Origin of the sequence: Bradyrhizobium sp. BLXBL-03 (assembly GCF_051853015.1) — a bacterium.
GTDB lineage: Bacteria > Pseudomonadota > Alphaproteobacteria > Rhizobiales > Xanthobacteraceae > Bradyrhizobium > Bradyrhizobium manausense.
On record NZ_CP182470.1, the window covers coordinates 2,314,631 to 2,330,646 of the forward strand.

A 16,016-nucleotide genomic window follows, 5' to 3' on the forward strand; every position below is an offset into this window, starting at 1 on the left:
TTGTCCTTCTTGTCGGACCAGTCCACGGGCCATCGATCGACCGTCAAGCCGCCCGTCGATGGCGTCAGTCTCCTTCCGGTGCTCTGCCAAAAATCTCAACCGGAACGAGCAACCATCCCTTGGCCCAAGGCGTTTACGGGGTTGAGGGTGCAGGGAGCCTCTCTTGATCGATCACCGCGGCGATCTTCGTAAAGGGCGTCCGACGCTCTGGGCCTCCGCATTCGTGGCGGCCGCTTGCCTGGCGATTGTCGCGCTCAGCGGCTGGCGCGAGTGGTCCTCGCGACAGACGCTGCTGAAGGCCTCCGAAACAGACATGGCCAATCTTGCCCGGTCGGTGACGCAACACGCGGACGATACGTTCGAACTTGCGGACACCGTTCTCAATGTGTTGGTCGGCCAACTCGAACTCGAGGGAACCAGCCCGGCGGCGATCGCCAGGATTCAGACTTTTCTTTCCCGGCGCAAAGCCGCGAACCGGATCCGCGCTGTGTTCATCTATGACGAGGCCGGGCGCAGGCTCGCAACCAGCGAGCCCGTGGATCTCGCCGGACTCAACGACAGCGACCGCGAGTATTTCCAGCATCATCGCGCCGTGGCTGAGCGGGGAACCTTCATTGGGCCTCCGGTGAGGAACAGGTCGGGCGGGCAATGGATCATCACAGCGTCAAGGCGCTTCAATCATCCTGACGGCAGTTTCGCCGGAGTGTCTCTGACCACGATCGATGTCGACTATTTCCTACAATTCTATCGCGGATTCGACGTTGGCCAGAACGGTTCAATTGCACTGGCGACCGCAAACGGCATTATCCTCGCGCGTAGCCCGGACAACGGATATACGGGCCGCGATCTGTCGAGTGCTCCGCTCCTCAAGATTATCCACGAGCGGCCGGCTGCGGACGTCTACTACTTCACATCGCCTCTCGACGGCGTTCGGCGTCTAAGCTTTTATCAACTCAGCAGTCGCTACCCTGTTCTCGTGGTTGCGACGGAATCGGAAGACGACGTCTTGGCCCCCTGGCGCAGAGCGGCGCTGACGCGCATGGCTGCGGTGCTGGGACTGACAGGAGGGCTCGCTGTTGCGGGCCTTTTGCTGGTGCGCCAGTTGCACCTGCGGCAGAAGATGGCCGCTGCTCTGATCGCCAAGGAGGCGGATTTTCGTCTGCTCGCGGAGCAGTCGGGAGACATGGTCATGCGCATAGCGGTTGATGGACGGATCCTCTACGCATCGCCGTCCAGCGCGCGAGTTCTCGGCTGGGCTCCGAACGAATTGGTGGATACGTCGGCCCTCGCCGGCATAAATCCGGCGGATCTGGCGCGGGTTGGGGAGACGATCTCCGCGTTGATGAACGGCGAAGCCGAGGAGGCTAGAATCACTTATCGCACTCGGCATCGCGAGAAAGGCGAGGTCTGGATCGAAACCGCGCTGCGCATCGCCAGGGATGCGCAGAGCGGGGACATTAACGGCGTGGTGGCGATCTCGCGCGACATGACCGAACGTAAAGACCTGGAAGATAGGCTGGCGGCTCTCGCCAGCTCGGATGGCCTGACGGCCTTGGCAAACCGCAGACACTTCGACGAGCGGCTAGAGTCGGAATGGGACCGGGCCAGGCGCGAAGGAAGGCCTCTGTCACTGTTGCTGATCGACGCCGATCATTTCAAGAGTTTCAATGATCTGTATGGGCATCAGGCGGGCGATGCATGTCTTCGCTCGATCGCCGGGGTCCTGGCGGAGCTGGCCAGGCGGCCGGCAGACTTGGCCGCTCGGTATGGTGGTGAGGAATTCGCCTTGCTGCTACCAAATACCGACATGGGAGGGTGCGAGCAGGTCGGCGAGCGAATCCGGCAGGCGATTCAGGACCTCGGCATCCTGCACGCGCTCAACGCGCCATCCAAGCAGGTCACCCTCAGTATTGGTGGCGCCACACATATGTCGTTCGACGACAAGGCGGATTGCACGTCGTTGATAGCGGCTGCGGATAAGGCGCTCTACGCCGCCAAAGAGAGCGGACGCAACCGCCTTGTGATGTCAGGACAAGTCATCGCTTGGCCCGGCTCGATACGGGCTTGAAGAGCAACTGTAGTGCGCCGCCGCGCGCCTCACGAATTCACGTGCACGAAGTCCCGCAGCAGCGGATAGATCTCGTTGTTCCAGCGCTTGCCGGAGAACACGCCGTAATGGCCGACGCCGGCCTGCATGTGGTGGACGCGGCGATAGGCGCGCACGCCGGTGCAGAGGTCCTGGGCGGCGAGCGTCTGGCCGATCGAGCAGATATCGTCCTTCTCGCCTTCCACCGTCATCAGCCCCATGCGGCTGACGGCCCTGGTGTCGACGGGGCGGCCACGATGCATCAGCTTGCCCAGCGGCAAGAGATGTTCCTGAAACACGTCGCGCACGGTCTCGATGTAGAACTCGGCCGGCAGATCCATCACCGCGAAATATTCGTCGTAGAAGGTCTTGATGGTTGCCGCCTTCTCCTTCTCGCCCTTGGCGATGTGGTTGGCGAGATCCATGTGCTGCTTGATGTGCCGCTCGAGATTCATCGACACGAAGGCGGTGAGCTGCACGAAGCCCGGATAGACTTTCCGGAATGCGCCGCGGCATTGCACCGGCACGAAGTTGATCAGGTTGCGCTCGAACCATTCGATCGGCTTGCTCTTGGCGAACTCGTTGACCTTGGTCGGCTGGATCCGCGTGTCGATCGGGCCCGCCATCAGCGTCAGCGTTGCGGGGCGCGAGGGATGGTTGCCCTCGCACATGATGGCGGCGGCCGCGAGCGCCGAGACTGACGGCTGGCAGATCGCCACCATATGTGGGCGCGGGCCGAGCTGTCCCAGGAAGTCGATCAGGTGCTCGGTGTAATCGTCGAGCCCGAAGCGGCCCTCGCTGCGCGGAATGTCGCGCGGATTGTGCCAGTCGGTGATGTAGACATCGTGGTCCTGCAGCAGCGTCTTCACGGTGCCGCGCAGCAGCGTGGCGAAATGGCCGGACATCGGCGCCACCAGCAGCATACGCGGCTGCTCGCTCGCGCCGTCTTTTTTGAAATGCAGCAGCGAGCCGAATGGCGTGGCGTAAGCGATCTCCTCGGTCACGCCGACCTCGCGATTGCCGACCGTCACGCTGTCGATGCCGTAGGCCGGACGGTCATAGGTGAGGGTGGAGCGCGAGATCAGCTCCAGCGCCGCCGAGAGCCGGCCGACGGCCTGGTCCGACATCCCCTGCGGTACCAGATTGAGGAATTTCAGCGCCGAGGAGGCTCCCGCCCGCAACGGTGCCGTCAAATCCATCTGGTTCTGAAAAGCCTGATAATACATCGACATCATACTGAAGCGCCCACTTATCCGCCGCTTCCATGCAATATCGAAGCCAGACGAGACGTCGCCGCCCTCCTGGAATTGGCACGTCGCTTGCTGCGCGTTGGGTCGGAAACGTGAGGGAAGGGCCCTATGGTGAAGGCGACACTGACCATCAGCAGCAAGAACTATTCATCCTGGTCGCTGCGTGGCTGGCTGCTGACGAAATTTTCCGGGCTCGATTTCGAGGAGATCATCACCGCGCCTGATGACGCATCGGCGCGTGCTGAAATCCTGTTGCTGTCGTCCTCGATCCTGGTGCCCTGCCTGCGGCACGAGGGCGCGACGGTCTGGGATACGCTCGCGATCGCCGAATATCTCAACGAGGTGATGCCGTCAGCCGGGCTGCTGCCTGATGATCGCGTTCAGCGTGCGCATTGCCGCTCCATCTGCGGCGAAATCCATTCCGGTTTCACCACGCTGCGCGCCTCGCTGCCGGTGAACCTGAAGGGGCACTTCCCCGGCTTCAAGATCTGGTCGCGCGCGCAGGCCGACATCGACCGCGTCTGGTTCATCTGGCGCGACTGCCTGGCGAAATCAGGCGGCCCGTTCCTGTTCGGCGAGAAGCGCACCATGGCGGATGCGATGTACGCGCCCGTGGTGACGCGCTTCGTCACCTATGACGTCAAGCTCGAGCCGCTTCTGAAGACCTATGCCGACACCATCATGGGCATGCCCGAGATGAGGGAGTGGATCGCGGCGGCCAAGGACGAGCCGGCCGAGATCGAGGAACTCGAGGTCGAATATTAGGCAGGCCGCGCAGCGCCTTGCCTGTTTCCGGAGCGGACGCGGCCAGCGTCCGCGCCTGCCTCTATGTCCTTGCGATGATTAACTTTTGCGGAGGGTCTGCGGCGGCGGCCAGCTCGCGCGCTGGGCAGATATTGTGCGTGCCGGCCGTACTTTGTCGACATCTAGCCGTGAACAGCCGCGTACGGAGCCATCAGGCTGATTCGGACGTGATTCGTTCGGGCCGCGTTCCGTTCGTTAAGGTGGAGCGCGGCCCCGTTGCATTTTGAGACAGACGCGCCGTCAAGCCGCGCCGGAATGCTTCACGCGCGGCACGCGCCAGCCGATGACGGTGGCTTCCACCGGGACGCCGGCCACGTGGTTCTGCCAGCGGCCCTCGACATAGCGGCAGGCGAACGGCAGTTGATACGTTCCACTGTGGTCCTCACACAGCACTTCGACCGGCAGACCGGGTGGCGGTTCGCCGGCGCCATCGAATTCCGCCAGACGTCTATCACGCGTTGCCATTCCAAAAATCTCCCCTAATCAAAGCCGCGGAAAGAGCGCCCACCTCTTCCGCGCGCGGTTTCCTGCTCCCATCCAAAGGATCATCCGAGGGAACGTGCCAAGCTCAACGCGAGAATGCGGTGCCAGTGTGGTAGCCTCACGCGGCTCTGCGCAATCGGCGCACATTGCCGTGATCGATGATGAGGAACCTGAATGCCGCGCCGGATCGCCGCTGTTTGTTTCGCCATGTTACCGCTCGTCGCGCATACAGAGGTCGCGGCGCAGGACGTTCCCGGCATCGAGATATGCACGGTCGAGAAGACCATGGAGCGGCGTACCAGCTGCCTGCAGAGCAATGTCGATTTCCTCCAGAAGACCATCACCAAGCTCAATCTCGATCACCAGCAGAAACTGGATGCCGCCATGAGGCAGATCGATACGCTGAAGGTGACGCTGGCCGGTTTGCAGAAAACCATCGGCGATCTCCAGGCCGCGCAGGCGAAGCAGGCGGAGGATCTGAAGAAGAAACAGGATGCGCCGCCGCCGAAGGATGCGAAGTAGGTGCCGTAGTGCCGTAGGGTGGGCAAAGCGAAGCGTGCCCACGGCCGCGGGCAATGAAGCAAGGGATCGTGGGCACGGCGCAAGAGCGCCTTTGCCCACCCTACGAGTTCCGCGCTAGCGGTCCGACCGCAATCTCGATCAAGCGAGGCGCGCGGTGAGGGCGCATCATCACCCCGCTTCGAACGAGAGCCTTGAGCCATGAACCCAGCCCAGCGCGCGCTCTGGTACATCGAAAGCCATCTGGCCGAGCCGATGACGCTCGATGAGATCGCTGCGATCGGAGACGTGTCGCGGTTCCACATGGTGCGTGCGTTTGCCGCAGCCACCGGCTTCCCGGTGATGCGCTACGTGCGGGCGCGGCGGCTGAGCGAGGCGGCGCGTCGTCTCGCCAACGGCGCGCCGGACATTCTCAGCGTCGCCCTGGAGGCGGATTACGGCTCGCACGAAGCGTTCACCCGCGCGTTCCGCGACCAGTTCGGCACCGCGCCCGAAGCGGTCAGAGCGGCGACGTGCACAAGCCAGCTCAAGCTTCAGGAGCCGATCCTCATGGACTCCACGATCTCGGACACTCTCAAGGCCCCGCGTTTCGAAACCGCCAAGGCCTTCCTCGTCGCCGGCCTCGCCGAGCGCATCACCTGTGACAACGGCGCCATCATCCCCGGGATGTGGGCCCGCTTCCACCAGCAGGTCGCCGACATTCCCGGGCGCATCGGCAATGTGGCTTACGGCGTCTGCTGCAACGGCGATGATTCCGGCAATTTCGATTACATCGCCGGTGTCGAGGTCGCCGACTTCTCCGACCTGCCACGCGGGCTCAGTCGCATCCGTATCCCCGAGCAGCGCTACGCGGTGTTCACCCACAGCGACCACGTCGCCTCGATCCGCCGCACCGTCAACGCGATCTGGAATCAATGGCTGCCGGCTTCCAGCTACAAGGCCGCCGACGCCCCCAATTTCGAGCGCTACGACGAGAACTTCGATCCGGTCAGCGGCAATGGCGGCTTCGAGATCTGGGTGCCCATCAAAGGATAAGGCTGCAACGCAGCATTGCGCCCGCTTGCTTGGCAAGGGAGACCTGTTTTGTCATAACCGCTGGCAAAACTTGCCAGCGGGGCCCGTGCCGGACATCCCGAGCAAGCCATAACAAGCAGCCCGGAGGGTCCCGCCAATGTCCACTGCCATGTCTGACATCCGCGTTCTCGCCACCGACCTCGAATTTCCGGAAGGCCCCGTGGTGATGCCGGATGGTTCGGTCGTCCTGGTGGAAATCCGTGGCCAGCGCCTGACCCGGGTCTATCCTGATGGCCGCAAGGAGATCGTCGCGAAGGTGCCGGGCGGGCCGAACGGCGCCGCACTTGGCCCGGACGGAAAAATCTACATCTGCAACAATGGCGGCTTCTCCTGGATTCCGACCGGCAAGATGATCATGCCGGGCCCGCAGCCGGAGGATTATCTCGGCGGGTCGATCCAGCGCGTCGATCTGCAAACGGGCAAGGTCGAGACCGTCGTGACCAAATGCGGCGCGCACGATCTGCGCGGGCCGAACGATCTCGTCTTCGACAAGCATGGCGGCCTCTGGTTCTCCGATCTCGGCAAGCGCCGTCCCCGCGAGATGGATGTCGGCGGCATGTACTATCTCAAGCCCGGCATGACCGAGATCGTCGAAATCGTGCACGGCGTGCTGCCGGCCAACGGCATTGGCCTGTCGCCGGACGAGAACACCGTCTACATCGCGGAGACGCCGACGGCCCGGCTCTGGGCCTATGAGCTCTCCGCGCCCGGCGTGCTGAAGCCGCGCGAGGCGATCTATCGCGGCGAGCGGGGCAAGCCGATCTGCGGCCTTGGCGGCTACCAGATGTTCGACTCGCTTGCGGTGGAAGCGAACGGCAATGTCTGCGTCGCCACGCTCGTCTCCGGCTGCATCTCGGTGATCGCGCCCGACGGCACCCTGGTCGAGCAGGTCCCGACCGGCGACCGCGTCACCACCAACATCGCCTTCGGCGGCCCCGAGCTGAAGACCGCCTACATCACGCTGTCAGGCAAGGGCGAGCTGATCGCCATGGACTGGCCGCGCAGCGGTTTGCCGTTGAACTTTTTGAATAAGTGACGATGGCGTAGTACGCCATCGTCATCCCGGGGCGGCTCGGAGAGCCGAACCCGGGATCTCGAGATTCCGGGCTCGGCTCTTCGAGCCGCCCCGGAATGACAACCATGAGGACGATCGAATGCCCTGGCCTGATCCCATCACCCTGCGTGGACAGCACGCCCGTCTCGAGCCGCTGTCGAAAGAGCACCTTGCGGGGCTGACCGAGGCCGTGAAGGACGGCGAGCTGTCAAAGCTCTGGTACACCGCGATCCCGCTGCCCGAGAACCTGGGCAAGGAGATCGACCGCCGCCTCGGCCTTCAGGCCGCTGGCTCGATGCTGCCATTCACGGTGTTCGACGCCGGCGGCAACATCGTCGGCATGACCACCTACATGAACATCGACGCCAACAACCGCCGCGTCGAGATCGGCTCGACCTGGTACGGCAAGAGCGTGCAGCGCGGCCCGCTCAACACGCAGTGCAAGCTGCTGCTGCTCACCCACGCCTTCGAGGCGCTGAACTGCATCGCGGTGGAATTCCGCACCCATTTCTTCAACCACCAGAGCCGCCGCGCCATCGAGCGTCTCGGCGCCAGGCAGGACGGCATTTTGCGCAGCCACCAGGTCGCGCCCAACGGCACGCTGCGCGACACCGTCGTGTACAGCATCACCGCCGCCGAATGGCCGACGGTGAAGGCGCATCTGGAATATCAACTCAACGACAAGCCGCGCTAGGGGGCGGCCGAGGCACCATGGATAGATTTGACTATGTGATCATCGGCGCGGGTTCGGCCGGTTGCGTCCTCACCTCCAGGCTCAGCGAAGATCCCAACACCAGCGTCTGCGTGCTCGAAGCGGGGCCGAACGACTGGCACCCCTACATCCATCTGCCGGCGGGTTTCATCAAGACCTTCCACATGAAGAGCATCAACTGGGCCTATCAGCAGGAGCCCGGGCCCTACACCAATGGGCGCAGCATCTACGCGCCGCGCGGCAAGACGCTCGGCGGCTCGTCCTCGATCAACGGCCACATCTACAACCGCGGCCAGCGCATGGATTTCGACACCTGGGCGCAGATGGGCAATCGCGGCTGGGGCTATGCCGACGTGCTGCCCTACTTCCGCCGGCTGGAGAAGCGGATCGGCGAAGGCGAGGACATCTATCGCGGCCGCGACGGCAACCTCATCGTCACCACGATGGACTGGCGCGATCCGCTCTGCGAGGCCTTCATGGAAGGCGCGGTCTCGCTCGGCATTCCGCGCAACCCTGACTACAACGGCAGGACCCAGGAAGGCGTCTCCTACTGCCAGCGCACCATCAACAACGGCCTGCGTGTCTCGGGCGCGACCGCTTTCCTGAAGCCGGCGATGAAGCGGCCCAACGTGCATGTGCACACGCATGCGCATGCGACCGAGATCATCTTCGAGGGCAAGCGCGCCGTCGGCGTACGCTACAGCAAGGGCGGCCGCGGCGGCACGCCGGTGGAGGTGCGCGCCAACAAGGAGGTGATCCTCTCCGGCGGCACCTATAATTCGCCGCAGCTGTTGCAGCTCTCCGGCATCGGCTCGCCCGATCTGTTGCAGCAGCACGGCATCGCCGTGCGTCACGCCCTGCCGGTCGGCGAAGGCCTGCAGGACCACTACGCCCCGCGCACGGTGGCGCGGGTCAAGGACATCAAGACCATCAACGAGCTCCGCCGCGGCTGGCGTCTCTGGGTCGAGGCGATGAAATGGGCCACCGCACGCCGCGGCCTGCTCTCGCTGTCCCCGACCATGGTCTATTGCTTCTGGCACTCCGGCGAGAGCGCGGAGTCGTCCGACCTCCAGCTCACCTTCACGCCGGCAAGCTACAAGGAAGGCGTGCAGGGCCAGCTCGAGGACGAGCCCGGCATGACGGTGGCGTCCTGGCAGCAGCGCCCGGAGAGCCGCGGCTATGTCCGCATCCGCTCCAATGATCCTTTCGCGCCGCCGATCATCCAGACCAACTATCTCGATGCCGAGCTCGACCGCCGCGTCATCGTCGGCGGCATGAAGCTCGCGCGGCGTTTGCTGAAGAGTGCTCCGCTGTCGCCCTATTACGCCTATGAGGATTTCCCCGGTCCCAACGTCGTCACCGACGACGAGTTTTTGCACGCGGCAACAGAGCGGGGCACCACGACTTTCCACCCAGGCTGCACCTGCCGCATGGGCCCGGCGGACTCGACCTGGGCCGTCGTCGACGACCAGCTCCGCGTCCACGGCCTCGAAGGCCTCCGCGTCATCGACGCCTCGGTGATGCCCCGCATGATCTCGGCGAACCTCAACGCATCGACGATGATGATCGCCGACCGCGCCTCCGATTTGATCCGCGGCAAGGCCCCGATGGAAGCCGCGCGGATTCCGGAGACGGCGGTGGGAACAGCAGCGTAGGGTGGGTTAGCTAGCTAGCGGGTTGCGCGAAGCGCAATCCGCTGGCGTAACCCACCACTCCCGTCGACGCGGAAACGAAAGAGGTGGGTTACGCCCAGTGAATTGCGCTTCGCGCAATCGCAAGGCTAACCCAACCCTACGAGCTGTCCCGGATTGCGCTCGCTCCATCCGGCCTACAAGCCCTTGGGTTGCCCGTCAGGCAAAACATCCCACCGCTCGGTCAACCACCCCACTTTAAAATATTCCGCTTTAACGAAATTCGGATTTGTCGTATGTTTCGCCCATCCTGATCCGGCGAAGAGGGGCGGTCGTACGTCGTCACGAGCCGCGGATCGGGCTGCGGTGGACGTGGGCAGCGTCGTCGCGGATGCGGGTGGCAGGGCGGGGCGATGGATTGAGCCGAACCCCGTGAGCGACTTGCAAGCCGCGTTGTACGAACGGCGCCTCGCTCGCGTACGGCAAAACCGTGTGGTCCCGACCGTCGTCGCTACGGTCAAGTCTTGCGGATGCGGCATCAGCGTCAACCGGCGCGGTGCCGGTGACTTCCGCAAGGCGAGGGAGGCCAGAAGGAATTCGGCTCCCGGGAGAGCGCGGCATAAGCCGTCCGACCATCGCGCAGGGAAGGCCGTGTGTTCGGCTTCACCTGTATGCCGCTGTGCATTTCTCATTGCGCTACACGCGCACAGCGGACCGTGGGTGCTCAGTCGGCACCCGGCCTTCCCTGCGCCCTCTGTTCTCGGGGGGTGACGGAATGAAGCAAAGCTCGGGCGGGATCAGCCGCGAGGATGCGAAGGTATGTCTGCAAGTCAAAGTGCGAGCTGAACGAGCGGCGATGCTGCCTCATACTCCGTCATTGCGAGCGCAGCGAAGCAATCCAGAGTCTTTCCGCGGAGGGATCCTGGATTGCTTCGCTGCGCTCGCAATGACGAGGAGGAAACAATGCTGCGTCACACTGCACTCCCGTGCCCCGGACGCAGATATCGTAGGGTGGGCAAAGCGAAGCGTGCCCACGTATCTTGCGTGTCGTTGCCGATTGGTGGGCACGGCGCGTCGCGCGTTTGCTCACCCTACGGCACCATGAGATGCGCCGCAGCTGGCCTCACACTTCCCTTCTGCTCAAGAACGCCAGTCGCTCGAACAGGTGCACGTCCTGCTCGTTCTTCAGCAGCGCGCCGTGCAGCGGCGGGATCAGTTTGCGCGGGTCGCGTTCCCTAAGCTGCTCGACGCTCATGTCCTCGTTGAGCAGCAGCTTGAGCCAGTCCAAAAGCTCGGAGGTCGACGGCTTCTTCTTCAGACCGGGCACCTCGCGCACCTCGAAGAAGATGCGCAAGGCTTCCTCGACCAGGCGCTTCTTGATGCCGGGGAAGTGGACGTCGACGATGCGGCCCATCGTGTCGGCATCGGGGAACTTGATGTAATGGAAGAAGCAGCGGCGGAGAAAAGCGTCCGGCAGCTCCTTCTCGTTGTTGGAGGTGATCATCATGATCGGTCGCTGTTTGGCCTTGATGGTCTCGCCGGTCTCGTAGACATGGAATTCCATGCGATCGAGCTCGAGCAGCAAATCGTTGGGGAATTCGATGTCGGCCTTGTCGATCTCGTCGATCAGGAGCACCGGGCGCTGCTCGGCCGTGAAGGCTTCCCACAGCTTGCCGCGCTTGATGTAGTTCTTGATGTCGGACACGCGGGCGTCGCCGAGCTGGCTGTCGCGCAGGCGCGACACTGCATCGTATTCGTAGAGGCCCTGCTGGGCCTTGGTGGTGGACTTGATGTGCCAGGTCAAAAGCGGCGCGTTCAGCGCCTTCGCCACTTCCTCCGCCAGCACCGTCTTGCCGGTGCCGGGCTCGCCCTTCACCAGGAGCGGCCGCTCCAGCACGATCGAGGCATTGACGGCGACCTTGAGATCGTCGGTCGCAACATAGTCCTTGGTGCCGGTAAATTTCATCGCGCGTCCTTGTTGGTCGTCGGCGGGAAGAGTGCCCAATTTCATGGCCCTCGCTCGCGACATGGGAACGGCCGCACGCGGCGGCCGTTCCTGGTTCGGTCAGGCTTTCAGACCCGTCTTATCAGCGAAAGGATGACCAGCACAATCACCGCGCCGATCGTGGCATCGACGATGGAGCCGACCGTGCCGGTCGCGAGCTCGATGTGCAGCTGGGGCAGAACCCAGCTTGCCACGAGCGCGCCGATGATGCCGACGACGATGTTGCCGATCAGCCCAAATCCCGCCCCGTGGACAATCTTGCCGGCCAGCCAGCCGGCGATCGCGCCAATGATGAGCGCTGCGAGAATACCCATTGCATCAGTCCCCAAAACGACCCGTTGAGGCCCTCAATTCTAGAGCAAAAAGCCTCCCGGTCCAGCGTCCCACGCCGGTCTCCGCCCCTTGACGTCCGTCCACCGACGGGCAATCTGTCACCCATGTTCCTGCAATTCTTCACGTCTCTGCGCGATGCGCAGGTCCCCGTCACGCTGCGCGAATACCTCACGCTGATGGAGGCGCTCGACGCTGACCTCAGCGACTATTCGGTCGAGAATTTCTACTACCTCTCGCGCGCCTCGCTGGTGAAGGACGAGCGCAATCTCGACAAGTTCGACCGTGTCTTCGGCACGGTGTTCAAGGGGCTGGAAAGCCTGCTCGACGCCATGGAGAAGGCGGAGATTCCCGAGGAATGGCTGAAGAAGCTCGCCGAAAAATACCTTTCCGAGGAAGAGAAGAAGCAGATCGAGGCCATGGGCTGGGACAAGCTCATGGAGACCTTGAAGAAGCGCCTCGAGGAGCAGAAGGGCCGCCATCAGGGCGGCTCGAAATGGATCGGCACCGCCGGCACCTCGCCGTTCGGCGCGCATGGCTACAATCCCGAAGGCGTCCGCATCGGCCAGGAGAAGAACCGCAACAACCGCGCCGTGAAGGTGTGGGACAAGCGCGAGTTCAAGGACCTCGACGGCAATGTCGAGCTCGGCATCCGCAACATCAAGGTGGCGCTGCGCCGCCTGCGCAAATTCGCGCGCACCGGCGCGCCCGACGAGCTCGATCTCGACACCACCATTCGCGAGACCGCCAATCACGGCTATCTCGACGTGCACATGCGCCCCGAGCGGCGCAATGCGGTGAAGCTGCTGGTGTTCTTCGACATCGGCGGCTCCATGGATTCGCATATCGAGCAGGTCGAGGAGCTGTTCTCGGCGGCGAAGAGCGAGTTCAAGCACATGGAATATTTCTACTTCCACAACTGCCTCTATGAAGGCGTGTGGAAGCAGAACAAGCGCCGCTTCACCGATCGCACCCCGACCTGGGACGTGCTGCACAAATATCCGCACGACTACAAGGTCGTGTTCGTCGGCGACGCCTCGATGAGCCCTTACGAGATCATGGTGCCCGGCGGCTCGGTCGAGCATGTCAACGAGGAGCCCGGCTCGGTCTGGCTCGACCGCATCATCCGCACCTATCCGCACACGGTGTGGCTCAACCCGGTCGCGCAGAAGCACTGGGACTATTCGGAATCCACCACCATCATCAAACGCATTTTTGCCAATCGCATGTACCCGATCACGATCGAAGGTCTGGAGAATGCGATGAAGGAATTGACGCACTAGCACCATCCACCGTCATTCCGGACGGCCGCAACGCGGCCGATCCGGAATCTCGGGATGGACTGTGCTGATCGAGGTTCCGGGTTCGATGCTTCGCATCGCCCCGGAACGACGGAAGAGAAGAAGGGAGAACCACATGCCCCAAAACATCACCCGCGGCATCAAGCAGCTTTGCGACGAGGCCAATGCCGAGATCGAGACGCTCTCGGCCAAGGACGCCATCGAGATCTCCAAGAATGGCGACGTGGTCATCGTCGATATCAGAGATCCCCGCGAGATCGAGCGCGAGGGCCGCATTCCCGGTGCATTCTCCTGCACCCGCGGCATGCTCGAATTCTGGATCGATCCGCAGAGCCCCTACGCCAAGCCGATCTTCCAGGAGGACAAGAAGTTCGTGTTTCACTGCGCCGGCGGCCTGCGCTCCGCGCTCGCCGCCAAGACCGCGCAAGACATGGGTCTCAAGCCTGTCGCCCACATCGCCGGCGGCTTTGCCGCCTGGCGCGATGCCGGCGGACCGACGGAAGCGTGGGAGCCGAAGAAGAAGTAATTGCTCTCGTCATTCCGGGGCGCGACGAAGTCGCGAACCCGGAATCCATTTATCCACCAACTCCGCGGCCCGATGGATTCCGGGTTCGCGCTTCGCGCGCCCCGGAATGACAAAGGAAACACCAATGCCGACCGATCCCCTCGTCTCCACCGAATGGCTCGCCGCTCATATCAATGATTCCAACGTCAAAGTGCTCGACGCCAGCTTCAAGCTGCCGGGCGTGCTGCCGCTGCCGAAGGATGATTATCTCGCCGCGCATCTGCCGGGTGCTGTGTTCTTCGACGTCGACGCGGTGTCCGATCATTCCAATCCGCTGCCCCACATGTATCCGAGCGCCGAGCAGTTCGGCCGCGACATCGGCAATCTCGGCATTTCCAACGCCGACACCGTGGTGATCTACGATGCCGGCGGCTGGGTCGCCGCGCCCCGTGCGTGGTGGATGTTCCTGGCCTTCGGCCACAGCAATGTCCGCATCCTCAATGGCGGCCTGAAGAAGTGGCGCGCCGAGGGACGTGCGGTCGAGAGCGGCGAGGTCAAGCCGAAGCCTGCAAGCTTCAAGGCCAGTTACGATCCGAAGCGCGTGCGCAGCATGCAGCAGCTGATCGCCAACCTCGAAAGCCGCGCCGAGCAGGTGATCGACGCCCGCGCCGCCGATCGTTTCGAGGGCCGCGCTCCCGAGCCGCGCGCGGGCATCCGCTCCGGCCACATCCCCGGCGCGCGCAATGTGCCTTATAGCCAGTTGTTCGATGCCGCGACCGGGGTGATGAAGCCACTCGAGGATTTGCGCGCCGCCTTCACCGGTGCCGGCGTCAAGCTCGATGCGCCGATCGTCACGAGCTGCGGCTCCGGTGTCTCCGCCGGCGTGCTGACGCTCGCGCTCTATCGCCTTGGGATCACCGACACCGCGCTCTATGACGGCTCGTGGTCGGAATGGGGCCAGGAGGGCGGCCCGGCCATCGCGACCGGACCGGCGTAAGCCTTATTGGCGCGGGCGCGTGGACGCCGTGGCGAGCATCTGCTGCTGCCGCTGCTGTAGCTGCCGCTGCTGTAGCTGCTGCTGTTGTAGCTGCTGCAGCTGCTGCTGTTGTTGTAGCTGCTGCAGCTGCCGTTGCTGGCCGAACGGATCGAGCGCCTGGTTGACCTGCTGAGGCGGCGCGCGCCGTACGATGCGGTGACGCTTCTTCGGCTTGTCTGCACGCGGCTTGCTGTCTTGCTTTGCGCTGTTGGCCTTGGGCTTCGCCGGCGGCGCGAGGTCGTTCAGTGCCGCCACTCTGGCCGCTGCGATGTCGCTCACGCGCGAGGCCAGCGCCGGCGTTGCGGTGCGCGGCACGTCGGTGGCGCTCATGGCCGGGGCCGGAATCGTCATGGCGATGGAAGCCGTGGTGTCGGCCGGGGTGAGCGTGTCGGTGGGCGCGGAAGCTGCCGCCTCACTCCTGGCCGGCTCAGGAGCCTGCGCTTCGGTGGCGGACGCAGCCGGCTCTGCCACCGCCGCGACGGCGACGACCTGAGGCTCAGACTGGGGCTCAGGCTGGACCTTGGCGTCGAGCGTCACCGCAGCCATCTGCTCGGGTCCCGTTTCGACCGCGGGCAGTCCGATGCTCGGGACCTGGTTGCTCGAGGGCTGGTAGCTCGAGACCTGGTTGCTCGAGACCTGGCTGCTCGAGACCTGGCTGCTCGAGACCTGGCTGCTCGAGACCTGCGCGGGCATCGCAGGCGCCGCATCGTTGGCGACCGGCGCGGCGGGCTCGATGCGCAGGGCCGCAAGCACCGGCTGGGCAGGCTCGGAGGCTTGCGCGAACATCTGCTCCTGCGGGCCGTTCCGCCAGGAGGGGTTGCTGACATACTGCTCGTGGCTCGCGCGCACGAGCGCGGCAGCGCCCAGGCCGAACACCAGGATGGAGGTAGACAGCAGGATCGCGGCAAGCAGGAAGCGAAAGCCGGGAAGCATTGACGGGTTGCGAATTTCCGCCCCGGCGGCGTGTGGCCAGGGCCCATGAGCCATCTGAACGCGGTGACGGTACTGGTTGCCGCCTTCGCCACGCGGGGATTCGAGCTCAAATCGGTGGCGAATCAGGCTGATTCGACCATATCGCAACGCCTTCGTCCCGTTCCGTAAAAATCGGGGCTGATCACTCCGGCAATCTACGGCGGGGTGCGATTTTCACCCCGTGATGCAACGGGGCAACTGTGTGCGATTGCATCACAAATCGCTAAATCGGGCACAAATCAGCCTGTTATGTC

15 protein-coding genes are annotated in these 16,016 nt (G+C 63.7%); 10 read left to right on the top strand and 5 right to left on the bottom strand.

The genetic code is table 11. The features are described from left to right. Positions 1-163: 163 nt before the first annotated feature. The gene (locus tag ACNJX9_RS10960; protein WP_057743138.1) at positions 164-2,068 is read left to right on the top strand and encodes a diguanylate cyclase domain-containing protein; all 1,905 of its coding nucleotides are present in this window, start codon (positions 164-166) and stop codon (positions 2,066-2,068) included. Between the two features lie 29 nt (positions 2,069-2,097). On the opposite strand, the gene ACNJX9_RS10965 is transcribed toward ACNJX9_RS10960, so the two are convergent. Beyond that, a complete protein-coding gene (locus tag ACNJX9_RS10965) occupies positions 2,098-3,321 on the bottom strand; it encodes a polyhydroxyalkanoate depolymerase (protein ID WP_083513980.1) in 1,224 nt (407 codons plus the stop codon). Positions 3,322-3,444: 123 nt separating this feature from the next. Between ACNJX9_RS10965 and ACNJX9_RS10970 the strand changes: the two genes are divergently transcribed. Further along, the gene (locus ACNJX9_RS10970) at positions 3,445-4,101 is read left to right on the top strand and encodes a glutathione S-transferase family protein (protein WP_057743140.1); all 657 of its coding nucleotides are present in this window, start codon (positions 3,445-3,447) and stop codon (positions 4,099-4,101) included. Between the two features lie 279 nt (positions 4,102-4,380). Here the strand turns inward: ACNJX9_RS10970 and ACNJX9_RS10975 are convergent, their stop codons facing one another. Next, complete coding sequence (locus ACNJX9_RS10975; RefSeq protein WP_220005815.1) at positions 4,381-4,605, bottom strand: hypothetical protein; 225 nt, start codon at positions 4,603-4,605, stop codon at positions 4,381-4,383. A gap of 192 nt (positions 4,606-4,797) precedes the next feature. On the opposite strand from ACNJX9_RS10975, the gene ACNJX9_RS10980 reads away from it, so the two are divergent. From ACNJX9_RS10980 to ACNJX9_RS11000, 5 genes are all read left to right on the top strand, one after another. Then, positions 4,798-5,145 (top strand): hypothetical protein, encoded by a 348-nt coding sequence (locus tag ACNJX9_RS10980; protein WP_057743142.1) that lies wholly within the window; start codon positions 4,798-4,800, stop codon positions 5,143-5,145. A gap of 198 nt (positions 5,146-5,343) precedes the next feature. Then, positions 5,344-6,177: a GyrI-like domain-containing protein gene (locus tag ACNJX9_RS10985; RefSeq protein ID WP_439408757.1), complete on the top strand. Its 834-nt coding sequence runs from the start codon at positions 5,344-5,346 to the stop codon at positions 6,175-6,177. Positions 6,178-6,325: 148 nt separating this feature from the next. Further along, positions 6,326-7,252, top strand: a complete 927-nt coding sequence (locus ACNJX9_RS10990; RefSeq protein ID WP_057743146.1) for an SMP-30/gluconolactonase/LRE family protein — start codon at positions 6,326-6,328, stop codon at positions 7,250-7,252. Positions 7,253-7,370: 118 nt separating this feature from the next. Next, complete coding sequence (locus tag ACNJX9_RS10995; protein WP_439408758.1) at positions 7,371-7,964, top strand: GNAT family N-acetyltransferase; 594 nt, start codon at positions 7,371-7,373, stop codon at positions 7,962-7,964. A 17-nt stretch (positions 7,965-7,981) separates the two neighbouring features. Further along, positions 7,982-9,637 carry a GMC family oxidoreductase gene (locus ACNJX9_RS11000; RefSeq protein WP_439408759.1) on the top strand — a complete coding sequence of 552 codons (1,656 nt, stop codon included), beginning with the start codon at positions 7,982-7,984 and terminating at the stop codon, positions 9,635-9,637. Between the two features lie 1,099 nt (positions 9,638-10,736). Here the strand turns inward: ACNJX9_RS11000 and ACNJX9_RS11005 are convergent. Both ACNJX9_RS11005 and ACNJX9_RS11010 read right to left on the bottom strand, forming a co-directional pair. Further along, a complete protein-coding gene (locus ACNJX9_RS11005) occupies positions 10,737-11,579 on the bottom strand; it encodes an AAA family ATPase (protein WP_018641030.1) in 843 nt (280 codons plus the stop codon). A gap of 107 nt (positions 11,580-11,686) precedes the next feature. After that, positions 11,687-11,932, bottom strand: coding sequence for a GlsB/YeaQ/YmgE family stress response membrane protein (locus tag ACNJX9_RS11010; RefSeq protein ID WP_057754156.1), 246 nt, complete (start codon positions 11,930-11,932; stop codon positions 11,687-11,689). Between the two features lie 123 nt (positions 11,933-12,055). Between ACNJX9_RS11010 and ACNJX9_RS11015 the strand changes: the two genes are divergently transcribed. The 3 genes from ACNJX9_RS11015 (at position 12,056) to sseA (ending at position 14,751) form a co-directional block, all read left to right on the top strand. Beyond that, on the top strand, positions 12,056-13,231 hold the full coding sequence (locus ACNJX9_RS11015; protein WP_057754158.1) for a vWA domain-containing protein: 1,176 nt from the start codon (positions 12,056-12,058) through the stop codon (positions 13,229-13,231). A 133-nt stretch (positions 13,232-13,364) separates the two neighbouring features. Further along, positions 13,365-13,775 (top strand): rhodanese-like domain-containing protein, encoded by a 411-nt coding sequence (locus ACNJX9_RS11020; RefSeq protein ID WP_057754161.1) that lies wholly within the window; start codon positions 13,365-13,367, stop codon positions 13,773-13,775. 124 nt (positions 13,776-13,899) lie between these two features. Continuing rightward, positions 13,900-14,751 (top strand): 3-mercaptopyruvate sulfurtransferase, encoded by an 852-nt coding sequence (gene sseA, locus ACNJX9_RS11025; protein ID WP_439408760.1) that lies wholly within the window; start codon positions 13,900-13,902, stop codon positions 14,749-14,751. 3 nt (positions 14,752-14,754) lie between these two features. Here sseA and ACNJX9_RS11030 read toward each other — a convergent pair whose 3' ends face one another. Further along, positions 14,755-15,870 carry a hypothetical protein gene (locus ACNJX9_RS11030; RefSeq protein WP_439408761.1) on the bottom strand — a complete coding sequence of 372 codons (1,116 nt, stop codon included), beginning with the start codon at positions 15,868-15,870 and terminating at the stop codon, positions 14,755-14,757. Positions 15,871-16,016: the final 146 nt, after the last annotated feature.